Here is a 15,390-nt window from a genome sequence, read left to right as displayed (position 1 = left end):
CCCATCTAAGCTGCGCGCCGTGACAGATGCGACGGGAAGTCTGGTGGCGCAGCGCTACCGGCTCGTTCAGGTGATCGGCGTCGGCGGCATGGGCCGGGTCTGGCTCGGCCGGGACGAGGTCATCGGCCGTGAGGTGGCCATCAAGGAGCTGTTGCTGCCGCTCGGGCTCGACCCGCAGCAGCGGGAGTTGCTGTGCCAGCGCGCCATGCGCGAGGCGCAGCTCGCGGGCCAGCTCAACCACCCCGGCATCGTCACCGTGCACGACGTCGTCGAGTACAACGGCACCCCGATGATCGTGATGGAGTTCGTCCGGGGCGGGTCGCTCTCCGACGCCATCAAGACCCAGGGCGCGCTGCCGCCGGACCAGGTCGCCTACGTCGCCACGTCGATGCTGAGCGCGTTGCGGGTGGCGCACCAGGCGGGCATCGTGCACCGCGATCTCAAGCCCGCCAACGTGTTGCTGTCCGGCGACCGGGTCGTCATCACCGACTTCGGCATCGCGCGGCTCACCGGCGACGTCCCGCTGACCACCGACGGCTCGATCGTCGGCACGCCCGCGTACATGGCGCCCGAGCAGGGCACCGGCGCGCCGATCACCCCGGCGACGGACATGTGGTCGCTCGGCGCCACCCTGTACGCGGCCGTCGAGGGCAGGCCGCCGTACCAGGGCCAGGACTTCATGACGACCCTGTCGATGCTGCTCACCCAGGACCCGCCGCCCCCGCAACGCGCGGGGCACCTCGCGTCGCTGCTCGGCGGCCTGCTGCGCAAGAACCCCGCCGAACGCGCCACCGTCGACCAGGCTCTCGCGATGCTCGCCGGCGCCCCCGTCGTGCTGCCGGTGGTGGCCAAGCAGGGCGTCAGCAGACGCACGGCCCTGCTCGCCGGGGTCGGCGCGGTCGCGTTGATCGGCGGCGGCACCGCTTGGTGGCTCGGCACGAGGAACAACGACGGTGAGGGCGCGCAACTGCCGTCCACCAACGGCAACAACAAGGCGGCCTCCAACAAGGAGGGCGGCTCCGAGCAGACGACGACCTCGTCGAAGGCCCAGCCGGGACGCCCGGAGGAGTTCACCGAGCACGTCCAGCTGGTCGACCACAAGGAGTCGGTGTCGTCGATCGCCTGGAGCCCGGACGGCAAGCTCCTCGCCAGCGCCGAGGACGGCCTGGGCGAGGGCGGCGCCCTCGTGCGCATCTGGGACACCACGACCAACAAGCTCATCGGCACCGTCCAGAACCCGGACGGCCCCGGCGGCGCGTCGGCGTGCGCGGTCGCGATCAGCCCGGACGGCAAGATCCTCGCCGCGGGCGGCAACCGCACCGGCGACCTGACCACGTACCTGTGGAACATCGCCGACCGCACGATGATCGGCGGCCTCGACCAGAGCCGGTCGATCATGAAGACGCTGCGCTTCCACCCGGACGGCAAGACCCTGGTGGGAATCACCCACACCGGCCGGCTGCAGGTCTGGGACGTGGCGACGCGCGCGGTCAAGATCGGCCTGACCGAGGCCCAGGGCAGCAGCGACCTCTCGTTCAGCCCGGACGGCAAGCTGCTCGCCTACGCGGGCACGAAGTACCAGGAGATCAAGATCGTCGACCCGGCCACCGGCAAGACGGTCATGACCATCAACGACTCGACCGGCGACGGCGGCTCGTTCTCACCCGACGGCAAGACCCTGGCGGTCATCGACGGCGACGGCAAGAACGCCATGCAGCTCTGGGACGTGGCGTCGGGGCAGAGCAAGGCCGTGTTCCTGCGGGCCGACGACGGCCTCACCCTGTCGAGCGCGCTGTTCCACCCGGACGGCGACACGGTCGCGGCCTGGGGCCAGGGCAACTTCGTCCAGCTGTGGGACGTCGAGACCAAGAAGGTCCGCGCCACCGTGATCGGTGCGGGCGGGCAGATCCAGACCGTGGCGTTCTCGCCGGACGGCAAGAGGATCGCGGCCGGCGGCGACGACAAGACCGTGCGGATCTGGAAGCTCTAGAGCCCCTCCAGCTCGAAGACGTCGATGCCGTGGCGTTCCAGCGTGTCCGCGAACGCCTCGATGACGTTGTCGAGGATCCACTCGCAGCGGGCCCGCATCACCGCACCGTCCGGCGTCCTGAACGCGGGGATGGTCGCGGTGAGGCGGGCGGCCATCGGCCACTCGTTGTCGTACTGCCACAGCTCCGCGGCCGGGGTCAGGAAGATCCCGGCCTCCTTGAGCACGCCGGGGTGGGTCTGGCTCGGCATCCTGGTGGCCAGCACGAGCCACCCGGACGCGATCCGCACCTTCTGGCCGCTGACCGTGTCGTGCAGCGTGTGCTCGGCGGGGATCTGGTGGTTCGTCAGCAGGACCACGACCTTGCGCGCCCACTCCGAGATGGCCGCGGCACGCTCGGCCCACGTCTGGGCGGCCACCTCGTCGGCGACCTTGCGCTGCTTCATGAACGTCACGAGATCATCCATGACAGGTGAACATAGCGTCACCGGTCCGTCACACGCGGCGTGATCGGCTGAAACGAGCGTTTCCTAGCGTCGAGATCCATGACCCTTGACGAGGTTGTGGAGCCCACGCCGGTTCGCGCGGCGTCCAAAGAGACGCTCGAGGACTACACCCTGCGGTTCGCGCCCCGCTCGTACCGGCGCTGGACACCCGCCGTCGTCGGGGCGTCCGCACTCGGCGGGATCGCCTACATGGCGGACTTCTCCATCGGCGCGGGCATCGGCCTCGCGCACGGCACCGGGAACGCGTTGCTGGCCATCGGGTTCGCGGCGATCGTCATCTTCGTGACCGGGTTCCCGCTGGCCTACTACGCGGCCCGGTACAACATCGACCTCGACCTGATCACGCGCGGATCCGGGTTCGGTTACTACGGCTCGGTCATCACCAGCGTGATCTTCGCGAGCTTCACGTTCATCTTCTTCGCGCTCGAGGGCTCGATCATGGCGCAGGGCCTGCGGTACGCGCTGGGTCTGCCGTTGTGGCTCGGGTACCTGGCCTCGACACTGGTGATCATCCCGCTGGTGATCTACGGGATGAAGGTGCTCGCGAAGCTGCAGAGCTGGACGAACCCGTTGTGGCTGCTGCTGATGGTGGCACCGCTGCTGTACCTGGTGATCGCGGACCCGGACTCGGTGAGCCGCTGGCTCGCCTACGGGGACACCGGCGTGAACACCGCCGCGGTGATGCTCGGCGCCGGCGTGTGCCTGTCGTTGATGGGGCAGATCGGCGAGCAGATCGACTACCTGCGGTTCATGCCGCCGCGCACCGCCGAGAACCGCCGCGCGTGGTGGACGTCCGTGGTCATGGCCGGACCGGGCTGGGTCGTGTTCGGCGCGCTCAAGCAGGCGATCGGCGCGTTCATGGCGGTCTACGTGCTCGACGCGGTCGGCAAGGTCGCGGCGGTGGAGCCGATCGAGCAGTTCACCGGGGTGTTCAAGCAGTTCATGCCGGCGTGGCTGGTCGTGCCGCTGGCGTTGGTGCTCGTGGTGCTGAGCCAGGTGAAGATCAACGTCACCAACGCCTACTCGGGGTCGCTGGCGTGGACGAACTCGTTCACCCGCGTCACCAAGCACTATCCGGGCCGCCTGGTGTTCGTGCTGGTCAACCTCGCGATCGCGCTGGTGCTGATGGAAGCGGACATGTTCAGCTTCCTGAACAACCTGCTGAGCTTCTACTCGAACTGCGCGATGGCCTGGGTCGTCACGGTCGCGGCGGACATCGCGATCAACAAGTACCTGCTGAAGCTGTCGCCGAAGCAGCCGGAGTTCCGCCGCGGCATGCTGTTCCCGGTCAACCCGGTGGGTGTCGGGTCGTTCCTCGCCTCGTCGATCCTCTCCATCTCGGTCTACTTCGGACTGTTCGGCGCGGCGATCCAGCCGTACTCGCCGCTGGTCGCGGTCGGCATCCCGATCGTGCTGACGCCGTTGCTCGCGGTGCTCACGCGCGGCCGGTTCTACTTGCGCCGCACGGACGACGGCATCGCGGAGCCGGTGCTCGACGAGGACGGCAACCCGAGCGGGACGCGGTACGAGTGCGTCGTGTGCACGGAGTCGTACGAGCGGCCGGACATGACGGCGAGCGCCCTCGGCGGCGAGATCTGCTCGTTGTGCCTGACCACCGACCGTGACGGCCGCCACGTGCTTCCTGCCTCCTGACCGGCGTGGCTGCGCGGGCGAGGTCCGTTCCGATCAAGCAAACTGCACTTCATGCAGGAATGGGCCTTGCTCGCCGTCGCGGCCGTGCTGATCATCGTGGTGGTGTCGTACGCCGCGCCCAAACTGGGTGTGGCCGCACCCGTGCTGCTCGTGCTCGTCGGCATGGGCTGCAGTCAGCTGCCGGGAGCGCCGCACCTGGTCGTGGAGCCCGAGTGGATCCTGGTGATCGTGCTGCCGCCGATCCTGTACTCAGCGGCGGTGAACGTGCCGGTGGTCGACTTCCGGCGCAACTTCGCGACCATCGGGGCGCTGTCGGTGCTGCTCGTGGCCGTGTCCGCGTTCGGGACCGGCCTGCTGATCTGGTGGCTGCTGCCCGAGATCGGCTTCGCGGCGGCGCTCGCGCTCGGTGCCGTGATCAGCCCGCCCGACGCGGTCGCGGCCACGTCGATCGGCAAGAAGCTCGGCCTGCCGCCCAGGCTCGTCACGATCCTCGAGGGTGAAGGCCTGGTCAACGACGCGACCGCGCTCGTGCTGCTGCGCACGGCCATCGTCGCGATCACGGCCAGCGTGTCGTTCGGCAGTGCGGTGGGCGACTTCGCGTTCGCCGTGTCGGTGGGCGTGGTGATCGGTGCCGCGGTGGGCATCGTGTCGGTGTGGGCGCGGTCGAAGATCCAGGGTCAGCCCGTGCTGACGACCGCGATCTCCTACGTGGTCCCGTTCCTGGCGTTCATCCCGGCCGAGGAGGTGCACGCGTCCGGTGTGATCGCCGTCGTCGTGGCCGGCCTGATCACGGGTCACCAGAGCGCGAAGCGGTTCACCGCGCACGACCGCATCTCCGAACGCACCAACTGGCGCACCATCCAGCTGATCCTGGAGAACGGCGTCTTCCTGCTGGTGGGCTTCGAGCTCACGACGGTCGTCGGTGCCGTGGCGGACGAGGGCCTGGCGCGCACACTGGTGATCGGCGTGCTGGCCACGGTGGCGCTGGTCCTGCTGCGCGTGGCGTTCACCATCCCGGTGATCGCCCTGCTGCGCCGCCAGCAACGCCGCGCGGACGCGTTCACCAGCAAGCTGGAGGCCTTCGCGGACCGGTTCGTCGCGCGGGGCCCCAAACCCGGCGAGGAGAAGCGGTACGACCGGGGAATCCGCATGCTGCAACGCAAGCAGGCCGACGTGGCCTTCTACGCCAGCGAGGGCCTGAGCTGGCGGGGCGGGGCGGTGCTCGCCTGGTCGGGCATGCGCGGCGTGGTGACGGTGGCGGCCGCCCAGACGCTGCCGGAGGACCTGCCGTTGCGCAACGAGCTGATCCTGATCGCCTTCACCGTCGCGATCCTCACCCTGGTCGTGCAGGGCGGCTCGCTGCCGCTGGTGATCCGGTGGCTGGGCATCCGCGGCAACGACGAGGAACACGAACGCCGCGAGTACGCCCGGCTGGCGGGCGAGCTGGTGACGTCGAGCCGGACGCTGCTGGAGAGCTCGACGTTGTGCCGCGAGAACGGGCAGCCGTTCGACGAGCACCTGCTGGAGCAGACCCTGGAACGCGTCATCGCGATGAGCGAGGGCATCGAGGAGAAGTTCCTCAAGCAGGACCCGGACAGGTCGATGCACCAACGTTTCGAGCTGCAGCGGATGATGACGGACGCGCAGCAGAACGCCCTGCTGGACGCGCGTGCCGGCGGAACCTATGCCTCGCACACCCTTGAGCGGGCACAGAGCTTCATCGACAGTCAGAGCACCCGGTTCATGTGATCAGAACGGGCTGCCGCTGACCCGTGCCTCCACGTCCACGGCATTGCGCGGCGAAGCCCCCAGCGTCAACCGCGACACGATCTTGTACCGGTCCCCGCGGTAGATCGAGTGCACGTACTCGACCTGCCGTCCCTCCGCATCGGTCGTCAGCCGTTCGAACAGCAGAGCCGGTGCCAGCACGGGAACTCCGAGCAGCGCGGCCTCCGAGTCGTTGACCACGGTCGGCTCGATCGACTGCACCGCCTCGGAAACGTGGACGCCGTGCTCGCGCAGCCGTTCGTAGAAGTCGCCGGACTCCATGTCGTGCAACGTCAGTCCCGGCGCGGCCAACGCTGGTACGTGCAGGTACTCCAGCGCCATCGGCTCGCCGTCGACCAGGCGCAGGCGGGCGATGTAGTGGATCTCGGCGGCGGGGGAGAGGTGCAGACGGCGGCCCACCCTGGCGCCGGCCGGGATGCGGGCGTGTTCGAGCACCCGTGAGGACCAGGTACCGCCCGCTTGGGGCAGGGACATGGACCCGGTGTCGGACACCATCTCCTGGGTGATCTTGGCGCGCGCGACGAAGGTGCCCCTGCCGTGCTGGCGGACGAGCAGCCCGGTGTTGACCAGTTCCTCCACGGCCGAGCGGACGGTCGGGCGGGAGACCGAGAGTTGCTGGCACAGCACGCGTTCGGCGGGGATCGGGGCGCCCGCGGGGTGGGTCTCGATGAGCTCGAGCAGGTAGTCGCGGACCTGCTCACGCTTGAGGATCGCTTCGGCCATGCCCCTCCGCTCGGTCGGCGGCCAGTATGGCATACCACTGGTAAGTAACCAGCTTGTTGAAGATCTAGAGCGCTCCCACACATCCAACCAGGGGATTGACCTGAGAAGTGGTCTATGCCACTTTCTACCTCACCCGTCGAGACCTGACCAATTGGTCACATCCCCAGCGAGAGGTGAGTCGTGTCGCGCTCCGCTGCCTTACTCGTCCTGGCTCTCACTCTGTCCGCCTGCGGTACGTCCGCGGGCGGCGGTGAGAAGCAGGAGATCACCGTGTGGCTCATGAAGGACACGGCCACCGAGGAGTTCGTGTCCAAGTTCGAGAGCGAGTTCGAACGCGATCACGCGAACCTCGACCTGTTGATCCAGATCCAGGAGTGGAACGGCATCACGCAGAAGGTGACCAGTGCTCTGGCCAGCACCGACCCGCCGGACGTGATCGAGGTCGGCAACACCCAGGTCGCCCAGTACGTCGCCAGCAAGGGCGTCACCGACCTGTCCGCCAAGAAGGCCGAGCTGCAGGGCGACGACTGGATCCCTGGCCTGAGCGAGCCGGGTTCCGTCGACGGCAAGCAGTTCGGCGTGCCGTTCTACGCGGCCAACCGGGTCGTCATCTACCGCAAGGACCTCTTCGAGGCCGCGCAGGTCACGCCGCCCAAGACGCGCGAGGAGTGGCTCACCGCCACGGCCAAGCTCGACCAGGGTGACCAGCAGGGCATCTACCTGCCCGGCCAGAACTGGTACACGCTGTCCGGGTTCGTCTGGGACGAGGGCGGTGACCTCGCCAAGCAGAGCGGCGACAAGTGGAGTGGCTCGCTGAGCACGCCGGAGGCGTTGGCGGGCATGAACTTCTACAAGCAGCTCCAGGCGCTCGGCGACGGGCCGAAGGACTCCGACGAGGCCAAGCCGCAGCAGACGGACGTCGTGGCGGGCGGCAAGGTCGCCCAGTTCATCGCGGTGCCGGGTGCGGCGAAGCTCGTCACCAAGGCGAACCCCGCGCTGGAGGGCAAGATCGGGTTCTTCCCGATCCCCGGCAAGACGGCGGACAAGCCCGGCGCGGTGTTCACCGGCGGTTCCGACCTGATCATCCCGCTCGCGTCCACCAGGCAGGACGGCGCGTACGAGGTCGTCAAGGCGCTGGCCGGCGAGAAGTGGCAGGTGGAGCTCGCGAAGGCGATGAACTACGTGCCGAACCGCAAGTCGCTCGCCAAGGACGTGGGCGGTGATCCCGGCACGGCGGCGATGGCCCAGGGCGCGGCCAACGGGCACGCCACCCCGAACTCGCCCAACTGGGCGGCGGTCGAGGCGCGCAACCCGATCAAGGAGTTTCAGACCGCGGTCCTGACCGGGGCCGATCCCGCGGCAGCGGCCAAGACCGCCGACGAAGTGATCACCCAAGCGCTCAACTCCGGCAAATGACGCTCCTCGCCGAGAGGCCGGTGCAGGAGACTGCACCGGCCCCGCCGAAGCGCCGCAAACGCTCTGTCCTGCCGTACGTCCTGATCGCGCCCACGCTGCTCACCACCGCATATCTGCTGCTGTACCCGTTGGTGCGCAACGTGATCATCTCGCTGCAGGAGTTCGGGCTGCCGCAGCTCGTGCGCGGCGACGCGAAGTTCGTCGGGCTCGCGAACTACGTGAAGGTGCTGTCCGACCCCGAGTTCTGGGCCGTGGTCAGGCGCACGCTCTGGTTCACCGCGATCAACGTCGTGCTGATCATGGTGCTGTCCACGCTCGTCGCCCTGCTGCTCGTGCGGCTCGGCAAGTGGCTGCGGTTCCTCGTGATGGGCGGGCTGGTGCTCACCTGGGCGACGCCGATCATCGCGGCGACCACGGTGTTCCAGTGGCTCTTCCAGTCGCGGCTCGGCGTCGTGAACTGGGCGCTGGTCGCGCTGGGCTTCGAGGAGTACCGCGACTACACGTGGTTCGCGGACGGCGAGGCGACGTTCGGCATCCTCGTGACGCTGATCGTCTGGCAGTCGATCCCGTTCGCCGCGCTGTCGCTGTACGCGGCCATGATCACCGTGCCGCAGGAGCTGTACGAGGCCGCGCGGATCGACGGCGCCGGCGCGTGGCGGGTGTTCTCGACCATCACGTTCCCCATGCTGCGCGCCATGTTCGGGCTGATCACGTGCCTGGAGGTGATCTGGGTCGTCAAGGCGTTCGTGCAGATCTGGGTGATCAGCCAGGGCGGTCCCGGCCAGGCCACGACGACGTTGCCGGTCTACGCGTTCCAGGTCGCGCAGTCGTTGCAGCGCTACGACCTCGGCGCGGCCGTGTCGATGCTCATGGTGGTGCTGCTCGTGCTCGCGCTGCTGGCGTACTTCCGCCAGCTCTACCGTCAGGAGCGGGAAGCATGATCGGCCGGATCTCGCGCACCACGGCGGCGCTCGTCGTCTTCGTCCTCTCGGTGTTCCCCGTCTACTGGATGGTGCTCACGGCCTTCAAGCCCACCAAGGACATCCAGAGCGCGACGCCGACGTTCCTGCCGCTCCCCATCACGTTCGACCACTTCGGCACCGCGATCGCGGCCAAGGGGTTCTTCTCGTTCTGGCGCAACAGTCTGCTGGTCGCGGGCGGGGCGGTGATCCTGGCGCTGCTGGTGGCCATGCTCGCGGCGTTCGCGATCGCGCGGCTGCAGTGGAAGGGCCGCAGGGCGTTCGTGCTGATGGTGTTCGTCGCGCAGATGACGCCGTGGGAGGCGTTGCTGATCCCGATCTACGTGATCGCCCGCGACACCGGCATGCTCGACACGTTGTGGATCCTCACGCTGGTCTACTTCATGATGACGCTGCCGTTCACCATCGTGACGCTGCGCGGGTTCCTCGCCGCCATCCCGGTCGACCTGGAGGAGGCGGCGCAGGTCGACGGGTGCACGCGCGGGCAGGCGTTCCGCAAGGTCGTGTTCCCCCTGCTGGCACCGGGTCTGCTGGCGACCTCGCTGTTCGGGTTCATCACCGCGTGGAACGAGTTCGCCTTCGCCAACGTGCTGATCATCAAGGACCAGGACGACCGCACGCTGCCGGTCTGGCTGTCCTCGTTCAACAACACCTTCGGCACCGACTGGGGAGCCACGATGGCCGCCTCGACGCTGTTCATGCTGCCGGTGCTGCTGATCTTCATCGTGTTGCAGGGCCGGGTCACGACCGGCATCGTCGGAGGGGCGGTGAAGGGGTGATCGTTCCACTCCCGACCAGGATCGTGCGCCGCAGCAGGGGTTTCACGCTGGACTGCGGCACGAGCGTGCGGGTCACCCCCGGCGCCGAACCCGCCGCGCGACTACTCCGGTCCCTCCTCAGGCCGGCTACCGGGCTGCCGTTGCCGATCGCGGACTACGGCCAGATCGTCATCGCGCTGGACGCGAAACTCGTCGGCCTCGGCGCGGAGGGCTACGCGCTGACCGTCAACGAACACGGCGTCCTGCTGCGCGCCGGCACACCGACCGGCCTGGCACACGGCGTGCAGACCATCCGCCAGCTCCTGCCGGTGGAGGCGCTGAGGTCGTCACGGGTGTCCGAAGTGGACTGGACGCTGCCCGGCACCGACATCCGCGACGTGCCCAGGCTGCCTTGGCGCGGGTTCATGCTGGACGTGGCCAGGCACTTCCAGCCGGTGCACGTGCTGCGCAGGTTCATCGACCTGATGGCGTTCCACAAGCTCAACGTCCTGCACCTGCACCTGACCGACGACCAGGGCTGGCGCATGCCGGTGCCCACGCACCCGTTGCTGACCTCGATCGGCGGCTGGCGCACCGAGACCAACGGCGACGGCGTCCCGCACGGCGGCACCTACACCCGAAGCGAGCTGGAGAACCTGGTGGCGTACGCCGCCGAGCGCGGCATCCGGATCATGCCGGAGGTCGAGATGCCCGGCCACGCCCGCGCCGCGCTCGCCGCCTACCCCGACCTGGGCATCGCACCGGAACCGTTGCCCGTCTGGACCCGTTGGGGCATCAGCGACGCGGCGTTCGGCCTGCACGCCATGGGTTTCGTCCGCGAGGTGCTGGCCGAGGTGCTGGAGGTGTTCCCCGGCGAGCACGTCCACCTCGGTGGTGACGAGTGCCTGCTGCCAGAGGACGTGCACGGCCAGTTCCTCCGCCAGGCCAGCAAGTACGTGCTCGACCGCGGCCGCGTCCCTGCCGCCTGGGAACCCACCGGCGATTCACGGGCCGTCGTCATGCCGTGGAAGGACGAATCCCAAGCGGCCAAAGCGCTGGAACGCGGCCAGCCGGTCGTCATGGCCCCGCACACGTCCACCTACCTCGACTACCCGCGCTCGGACAGCCCGCACGAACCCCCTGGCCAGCCGGGGTTCGTCGTGACCACCCGCGACGTCTACGACGTGCCGCTGCCCGACGGCGTGCTCGGCGCCCAGTGCCAGCTGTGGACCGAACACGTCCGTTCCCGTGACCACCTCGAATACCTGGCATTTCCCCGTCTGGTCGCGCTGGCCGACACCCTCTGGTCCCAGCGCCCCGAGTGGGAGGGCTTCACCACCCGGATGCGCCTCCACTCGCACAGGCTCGCCGCCCTGTCCATCCCTGCCGAGATGAGGAGAGAACGTTGCGAGCACTCCTAGCCGCGTCCTGCGCGGCGCTCGCCGTCGCAGCCCTGGCCGTGGCGCCGAACGCCTTCGCCGCCGACGCGATCACCGCCCAGTACCGGACCAGCGCGTCCGGTGCGACGACCGACCAGGCCGAACCGTGGTTCAAACTGGTCAACTCGGGCACCACCAGCGTGCCCCTGTCCGACGTGAAGATCCGCTACTACTTCAAGAGCGACACCCCGGACGTGGGTTACCGGTTCGCCTGCTCGTGGGCCGTGCGCGGCTGCGGCAACGTGACCGGCCAGTTCGGCACGCTGACCGGCGGCCCGGCCGACCGGTACCTGGAGGTCGGCTTCACCTCCGGCGCGGGCACCCTGAACCCCGGTGCCGACTCCGGGGACCTGCAACTCCGCTTCTACCGCACCAACTGGGGCCCGATCACCCAGACCGACGACTACTCGTTCCGCGGTGAGAGCACCTACTCGGCGTGGAACAAGGTGACCGTGTACCGCGGCAGCACGTTGCTGTGGGGCACCCCGCCCGGCGGCAGCCCGCCCACCACCACGACCACCACGACGACGCCGCCGAACCCCAACGGCGCCAAGATGTTCGACGACTTCGCCTACACCAACTCGAGCGACTCGCGGATCACCCAGCGCGGCTGGACCGTCCGCGGGGGAGCCGGCGGCCCCGGCGTACCGGGCGCCGAATGGGACCCGTCGCGCATCACGTTCCCGACCGTCGACGGCCAGAAGGTCATGCGCCTCGACTCGTGGAACAACGGCTCCGCCGCCAAGCAGACGGAGCTGTACCACCAGCGCAAGTTCTTCGAGGGCACCTACGCCTCGCGCGTGAAGTTCAGCGACGCACCGGTCTTCGGCCCGGACGGCGACCACGTCGTGCAGACGTTCTTCACCATCACCCCGCTCGACGCGCCGATGGCCCCGAACTACGGCGAGATCGACTTCGAGTACCTGCCCAACGGCGGCTGGGGCGAGCCGGCCAACATCATGTACGAGACCACCTGGGAGACCTACCAGAACGAACCGTGGGTCGCCGACAACATCCACAACGAACAGCGGCAGAGCTACGCCGGCTGGCACGACCTCGTCTTCCAGGTCGCGAACGGCCGCGTGAAGTACTACATCGACGGCAACCTGGTCGCCGACCACGGCGACAAGTACTACCCCGAGACGCCGATGTCGATCAACTTCAACCTGTGGTTCATCTCGGGCGGCCTGCAGGGCAGCTCGGCCGAGCGCGCCTACCAGCAGGAGGTCGACTACGTGTACTTCGCCAAGGACCAGGTGCTGAGCCCGGCCCAGGTGAAGACCGCTGTGCAGGACTACCGCACCGCGGGCGTCACGCACACCGACAACGTGTGACCTGACGGGCGCCCCGGACCTCGGGGCGCCCGTTCACTCTTCGAGCAGCCTGTTCACCAGCTGCTCGATGTCGAGGTCCGTGAACCCGCGGGGCAGGTGGTGGAGCTGTGTTCCCGCGAGGTGCGCCAGTTCGGGCGGCAACGACTCCGCCCTCAGCGGCTTGCGCAGGCCCACCAGCACGGGAAAGACCTTCTTCTGCAACTGGTGGGCCAGGACGAGCTCTCGGCGCACCCAGTCCTGCGGATCGTCCAGGAACCTCACGCCCTGGTCGTTGCACAGGTTCTCCCAGCGCCTGCCGACGATCGCGATCAGCGTCTGGCAGCCGTGCACGTTCTCCTCGAGGGTCCTGGCGAAGTCCGGTGTGCCGGGCCTCATCGAGCGGATGTCGTAGAACACCTCGCGTTCGCCCAGCCTGCGGACCAGTTCCCGCTGCAGCAGTTCGGGGACGGCCTCCGCGTCGCCGCTGCGGAAGTTGATGAAGAACCGCGGGCGGTTCGCCGGGGGCGGGTCCACCTCCACCCCGTAGGGCTTGAGCAGGTCGATCAGCCACGGCAGTTCGGCCGGGTCGTCGAGCGCCCGCGAGGTCCCGATCCTCTGGGGAGCGGGGCACCGGTCGTCGAACAGCACGACGGTCTCCCTCGGCATGTCCGCGATCGACTGCCAGAGGATGCCGTCCGCCCAGGGAACCTCCTTGTGCAGCCAGGAAGCCCATTCCCTGGTCGTGTGGAAACGGTCCGGTGTGGACGTGGTCAGCCACGAGTCCTGGTGCACCGCAGCGACTTCCTGCGAGGTGTACAGGCGGATGAGGTTGAGATCGCCGGTGGTCTGCAGTTGTGTCAGCACCTGGCCCGCCAGCGCCCTTCTGGGCAGGATCCGCTGGACGGCCTGGGTGACCGCGAACTCGCGCAGGAAGCGTTCCGCGATGGTGGTCTCCTGTGTCGCGGACATGCAGAGCGTGCGGTACCCGGCGCCGGCGCACGCGTCGAACCGGCCGCCACCGAACGCGCTGCCGTGCTGCGGATCGAACACCGACGGGTTCCTGTCGGCGGGGTGGACGCGGTAGAAGGTGCTGCCGGCGGGGACGGTCTCGCGCGCCGGGGTGCCGACGAGTCTCGGCGGGGGAGGGATCTCGGGCACGGCTCAGCCCTCCGCCATCGCGACGGCGGCGGCCACCAGCAGCTCGTCGGGCGCGCGCCCGATCAGCTCGGCCGGCGGCTCGGCGAGCCAGGCGTTCACGCTGAACCACCAGTCGGCCGCACCCCACGGGTCGTCGTCGGCGCGCAGCAACCAGTTCACCCGCAACACGACCTCCAGCGGTGCGCCCGACTCGTCGAACTGGAACAGCGGCACCGACGCGCTTCCGTCGTCGCGGTCCAGCTTGATCACGCCGGTCGCGTCGGGTGTGTGCCCGCGTCCGCGCAGGTCGGCGATCGACTCCCACTGGTGCGTGAGGATGCGTTCCCTGGGGCTGCGCGGGCGCCCGTACAGCCTGGGATCACCGGACAACGCGACGAGCGCGCGGTCCAGATCGACCTCGTGACCTGGGTGGGAGTAGCGGACGCCGGTCCCGGCGAACACCTTGTCGTCGTGCGGCAACAACTCGCCGAGCAACCGCGTGAGGGCGTGCGCCCCGCGAGCGCGTTCTTCAGCGGTGGTCGCGGCACGGATCGCCTCGACCAGCCCGCGCAGCCTGGTGCGCCCGCTCTCCCCGAGCAGGCCGGTGACCCGGTCCCAGTCCTCCACCAGTGCGTCGATGATGTGCTGCACCGCCACGGGCACCACTCCCGTTCCGTAGGCGGACATTCTGCCCCGGCGCGCAGCGGAATATTTGGACAGAAACAGGACAGTTGATTGTCGCGTCAGGGAATCCCGCTCGCCTCGACGTAACTTCGTGGTCCGTCCGACCACCCGCGAGGATCCATGAGCTCAACCGTCGGTTTTCACCTGTCGTTCGCCGACGAGGAGGCGGAGCACAGGCGGGAGTTGCGAGGGGACGTCGCCTTCGCGCTGGCTCGCCTGGCCGTCCTGCGTGCGAGGGCCGGTGGGCTCGGCCACGTGGTCCCCGGCGACCTGGGTGTCCTGGAACTGCAAGAGCTTCTGTCCCAGGTGACCGCCGCGCTCGCCTCGGCGGAGGAGTCGGTCAACGCGGCGTGGCGGGAACAGCGGGGGTTCGAGGCCGTCCCATCCGGACTGTCCGGCCACGCGCTGCGCGGGGCCGTCGCCGACGCCCGGTGGCTGATCACCGGCAAAGGCCATCTGTGCGAGGAAGAAGCCGTCGGCGCCGCGCTGGTCGTGTTCGAGGACCTGTCCCGGTCGGACTCCGTGGCGGACGCCAGGGCGTTGTCGCTGGAGATCGCGGTGATCATCGGCCGGTCTCTCGCGCGCTACCGCGATGTCATGGCCGGGGAGGACCTCCGGGTACGCCTGCTCGACGCGGTGCGGTGCGAGGACACCGCACGCCACCGCCGAACGGTCGCGTCCGCCGTCGCGGAGGCGCTGGCGGGACTCGGGTGCGCGGTCGGCGCGGACTTCGCGCGATGGCTGGTGGTCGACGGCTATGCGGCTGCCACGATTGGTGAGCACTGGTTGTGGGTCCGCCTTCACTTCGACGGCACCGCACTGTTCGTGGAGGAGGCGCCTGCCGAGATCGTGGAGAAGCTGCCCGCCGAACTGCGGGAACGAGGAGTGCGGCTCGACGACACCCCGTTCGTGCTGGACGACAACTGGGAGCTGGTGATCCAGTAATCGACGAGCACGGCGAGCGGTTCGAGCGGGTCGAGCTGCTGCTCCAGCAGGTCGAGGAGCA

At 68.8% G+C, this 15,390-nt stretch carries 13 protein-coding genes; 9 read left to right on the top strand and 4 right to left on the bottom strand.

Annotation, left to right across the window (positions count from 1 at the left end):
* Positions 1 to 19 precede the first annotated feature (19 nt).
* Positions 20 to 1,990 (top strand): WD40 repeat domain-containing serine/threonine protein kinase, encoded by a 1,971-nt coding sequence (locus ACSHWB_RS42375; RefSeq protein WP_439658961.1) that lies wholly within the window; start codon positions 20 to 22, stop codon positions 1,988 to 1,990.
* On the opposite strand, the gene ACSHWB_RS42370 is transcribed toward ACSHWB_RS42375, so the two are convergent.
* A complete protein-coding gene (locus ACSHWB_RS42370; RefSeq protein ID WP_439658960.1) occupies positions 1,987 to 2,454 on the bottom strand; it encodes a hypothetical protein in 468 nt (155 codons plus the stop codon). The genes ACSHWB_RS42375 and ACSHWB_RS42370 overlap by 4 nt on opposite strands.
* A 78-nt stretch (positions 2,455 to 2,532) precedes the next feature.
* Here ACSHWB_RS42370 and ACSHWB_RS42365 point away from each other — a divergent pair, with 78 nt between their 5' ends.
* Together ACSHWB_RS42365 and ACSHWB_RS42360 are read left to right on the top strand one after the other, a co-directional pair.
* Positions 2,533 to 4,146: a purine-cytosine permease family protein gene (locus tag ACSHWB_RS42365; protein ID WP_439658959.1), complete on the top strand. Its 1,614-nt coding sequence runs from the start codon at positions 2,533 to 2,535 to the stop codon at positions 4,144 to 4,146.
* Between the two features lie 51 nt (positions 4,147 to 4,197).
* Positions 4,198 to 5,895 (top strand): cation:proton antiporter, encoded by a 1,698-nt coding sequence (locus ACSHWB_RS42360; RefSeq protein ID WP_439658958.1) that lies wholly within the window; start codon positions 4,198 to 4,200, stop codon positions 5,893 to 5,895.
* On the opposite strand, the gene ACSHWB_RS42355 is transcribed toward ACSHWB_RS42360, so the two are convergent.
* Entirely contained in the window at positions 5,896 to 6,657 is a 762-nt protein-coding gene (locus ACSHWB_RS42355) for a GntR family transcriptional regulator (protein ID WP_439658957.1), read from the bottom strand.
* 180 nt (positions 6,658 to 6,837) lie between these two features.
* On the opposite strand from ACSHWB_RS42355, the gene ACSHWB_RS42350 reads away from it, so the two are divergent.
* The 5 genes from ACSHWB_RS42350 to ACSHWB_RS42330 are packed head-to-tail and all read left to right on the top strand — an operon-like array spanning position 6,838 to position 12,584.
* Positions 6,838 to 8,073, top strand: a complete 1,236-nt coding sequence (locus tag ACSHWB_RS42350; protein ID WP_439658956.1) for an extracellular solute-binding protein — start codon at positions 6,838 to 6,840, stop codon at positions 8,071 to 8,073.
* A complete protein-coding gene (locus ACSHWB_RS42345; RefSeq protein WP_439658955.1) occupies positions 8,070 to 9,014 on the top strand; it encodes a carbohydrate ABC transporter permease in 945 nt (314 codons plus the stop codon). The genes ACSHWB_RS42350 and ACSHWB_RS42345 overlap by 4 nt, the downstream gene beginning before the upstream one ends.
* On the top strand, positions 9,011 to 9,832 hold the full coding sequence (locus ACSHWB_RS42340; RefSeq protein WP_439658954.1) for a carbohydrate ABC transporter permease: 822 nt from the start codon (positions 9,011 to 9,013) through the stop codon (positions 9,830 to 9,832). Before ACSHWB_RS42345 ends, ACSHWB_RS42340 begins: the two co-directional genes overlap by 4 nt.
* Positions 9,829 to 11,232, top strand: a complete 1,404-nt coding sequence (locus ACSHWB_RS42335; RefSeq protein ID WP_439658953.1) for a beta-N-acetylhexosaminidase — start codon at positions 9,829 to 9,831, stop codon at positions 11,230 to 11,232. Before ACSHWB_RS42340 ends, ACSHWB_RS42335 begins: the two co-directional genes overlap by 4 nt.
* Positions 11,217 to 12,584: a cellulose binding domain-containing protein gene (locus ACSHWB_RS42330; protein ID WP_439658952.1), complete on the top strand. Its 1,368-nt coding sequence runs from the start codon at positions 11,217 to 11,219 to the stop codon at positions 12,582 to 12,584. Before ACSHWB_RS42335 ends, ACSHWB_RS42330 begins: the two co-directional genes overlap by 16 nt.
* A gap of 33 nt (positions 12,585 to 12,617) precedes the next feature.
* On the opposite strand, the gene ACSHWB_RS42325 is transcribed toward ACSHWB_RS42330, so the two are convergent.
* Both ACSHWB_RS42325 and ACSHWB_RS42320 read right to left on the bottom strand, forming a co-directional pair.
* Positions 12,618 to 13,721, bottom strand: coding sequence for an RES domain-containing protein (locus tag ACSHWB_RS42325; protein ID WP_439658951.1), 1,104 nt, complete (start codon positions 13,719 to 13,721; stop codon positions 12,618 to 12,620).
* A 3-nt stretch (positions 13,722 to 13,724) separates the two neighbouring features.
* Entirely contained in the window at positions 13,725 to 14,357 is a 633-nt protein-coding gene (locus tag ACSHWB_RS42320; RefSeq protein ID WP_439658950.1) for a hypothetical protein, read from the bottom strand.
* A 147-nt stretch (positions 14,358 to 14,504) separates the two neighbouring features.
* Between ACSHWB_RS42320 and ACSHWB_RS42315 the strand changes: the two genes are divergently transcribed.
* A complete protein-coding gene (locus ACSHWB_RS42315) occupies positions 14,505 to 15,329 on the top strand; it encodes a hypothetical protein (protein ID WP_439658949.1) in 825 nt (274 codons plus the stop codon).
* Positions 15,330 to 15,390 lie beyond the last annotated feature (61 nt).

Origin of the sequence: Lentzea sp. HUAS TT2 (genome assembly GCF_051853195.1) — a bacterium.
GTDB lineage: Bacteria > Actinomycetota > Actinomycetes > Mycobacteriales > Pseudonocardiaceae > Lentzea.
Note: the sequence above shows the minus strand (reverse complement) of the source record. Positions and strands in the feature narration are given on the sequence as shown.

Bases quoted from the DNA above. Each gene is read 5' to 3' on its own strand.
- ACSHWB_RS42370 (WP_439658960.1), bottom strand. From the start codon at position 2,454: ATGGATGATCTCGTGACGTTCATGAAGCAGCGCAAGGTCGCCGACGAG.
- ACSHWB_RS42365 (WP_439658959.1), top strand. From the start codon at position 2,533: ATGACCCTTGACGAGGTTGTGGAGCCCACGCCGGTTCGCGCGGCGTCC.
- ACSHWB_RS42360 (WP_439658958.1), top strand. From the start codon at position 4,198: ATGCAGGAATGGGCCTTGCTCGCCGTCGCGGCCGTGCTGATCATCGTG.
- ACSHWB_RS42355 (WP_439658957.1), bottom strand. From the start codon at position 6,657: ATGGCCGAAGCGATCCTCAAGCGTGAGCAGGTCCGCGACTACCTGCTC.
- ACSHWB_RS42345 (WP_439658955.1), top strand. From the start codon at position 8,070: ATGACGCTCCTCGCCGAGAGGCCGGTGCAGGAGACTGCACCGGCCCCG.
- ACSHWB_RS42340 (WP_439658954.1), top strand. From the start codon at position 9,011: ATGATCGGCCGGATCTCGCGCACCACGGCGGCGCTCGTCGTCTTCGTC.
- ACSHWB_RS42315 (WP_439658949.1), top strand. From the start codon at position 14,505: ATGAGCTCAACCGTCGGTTTTCACCTGTCGTTCGCCGACGAGGAGGCG.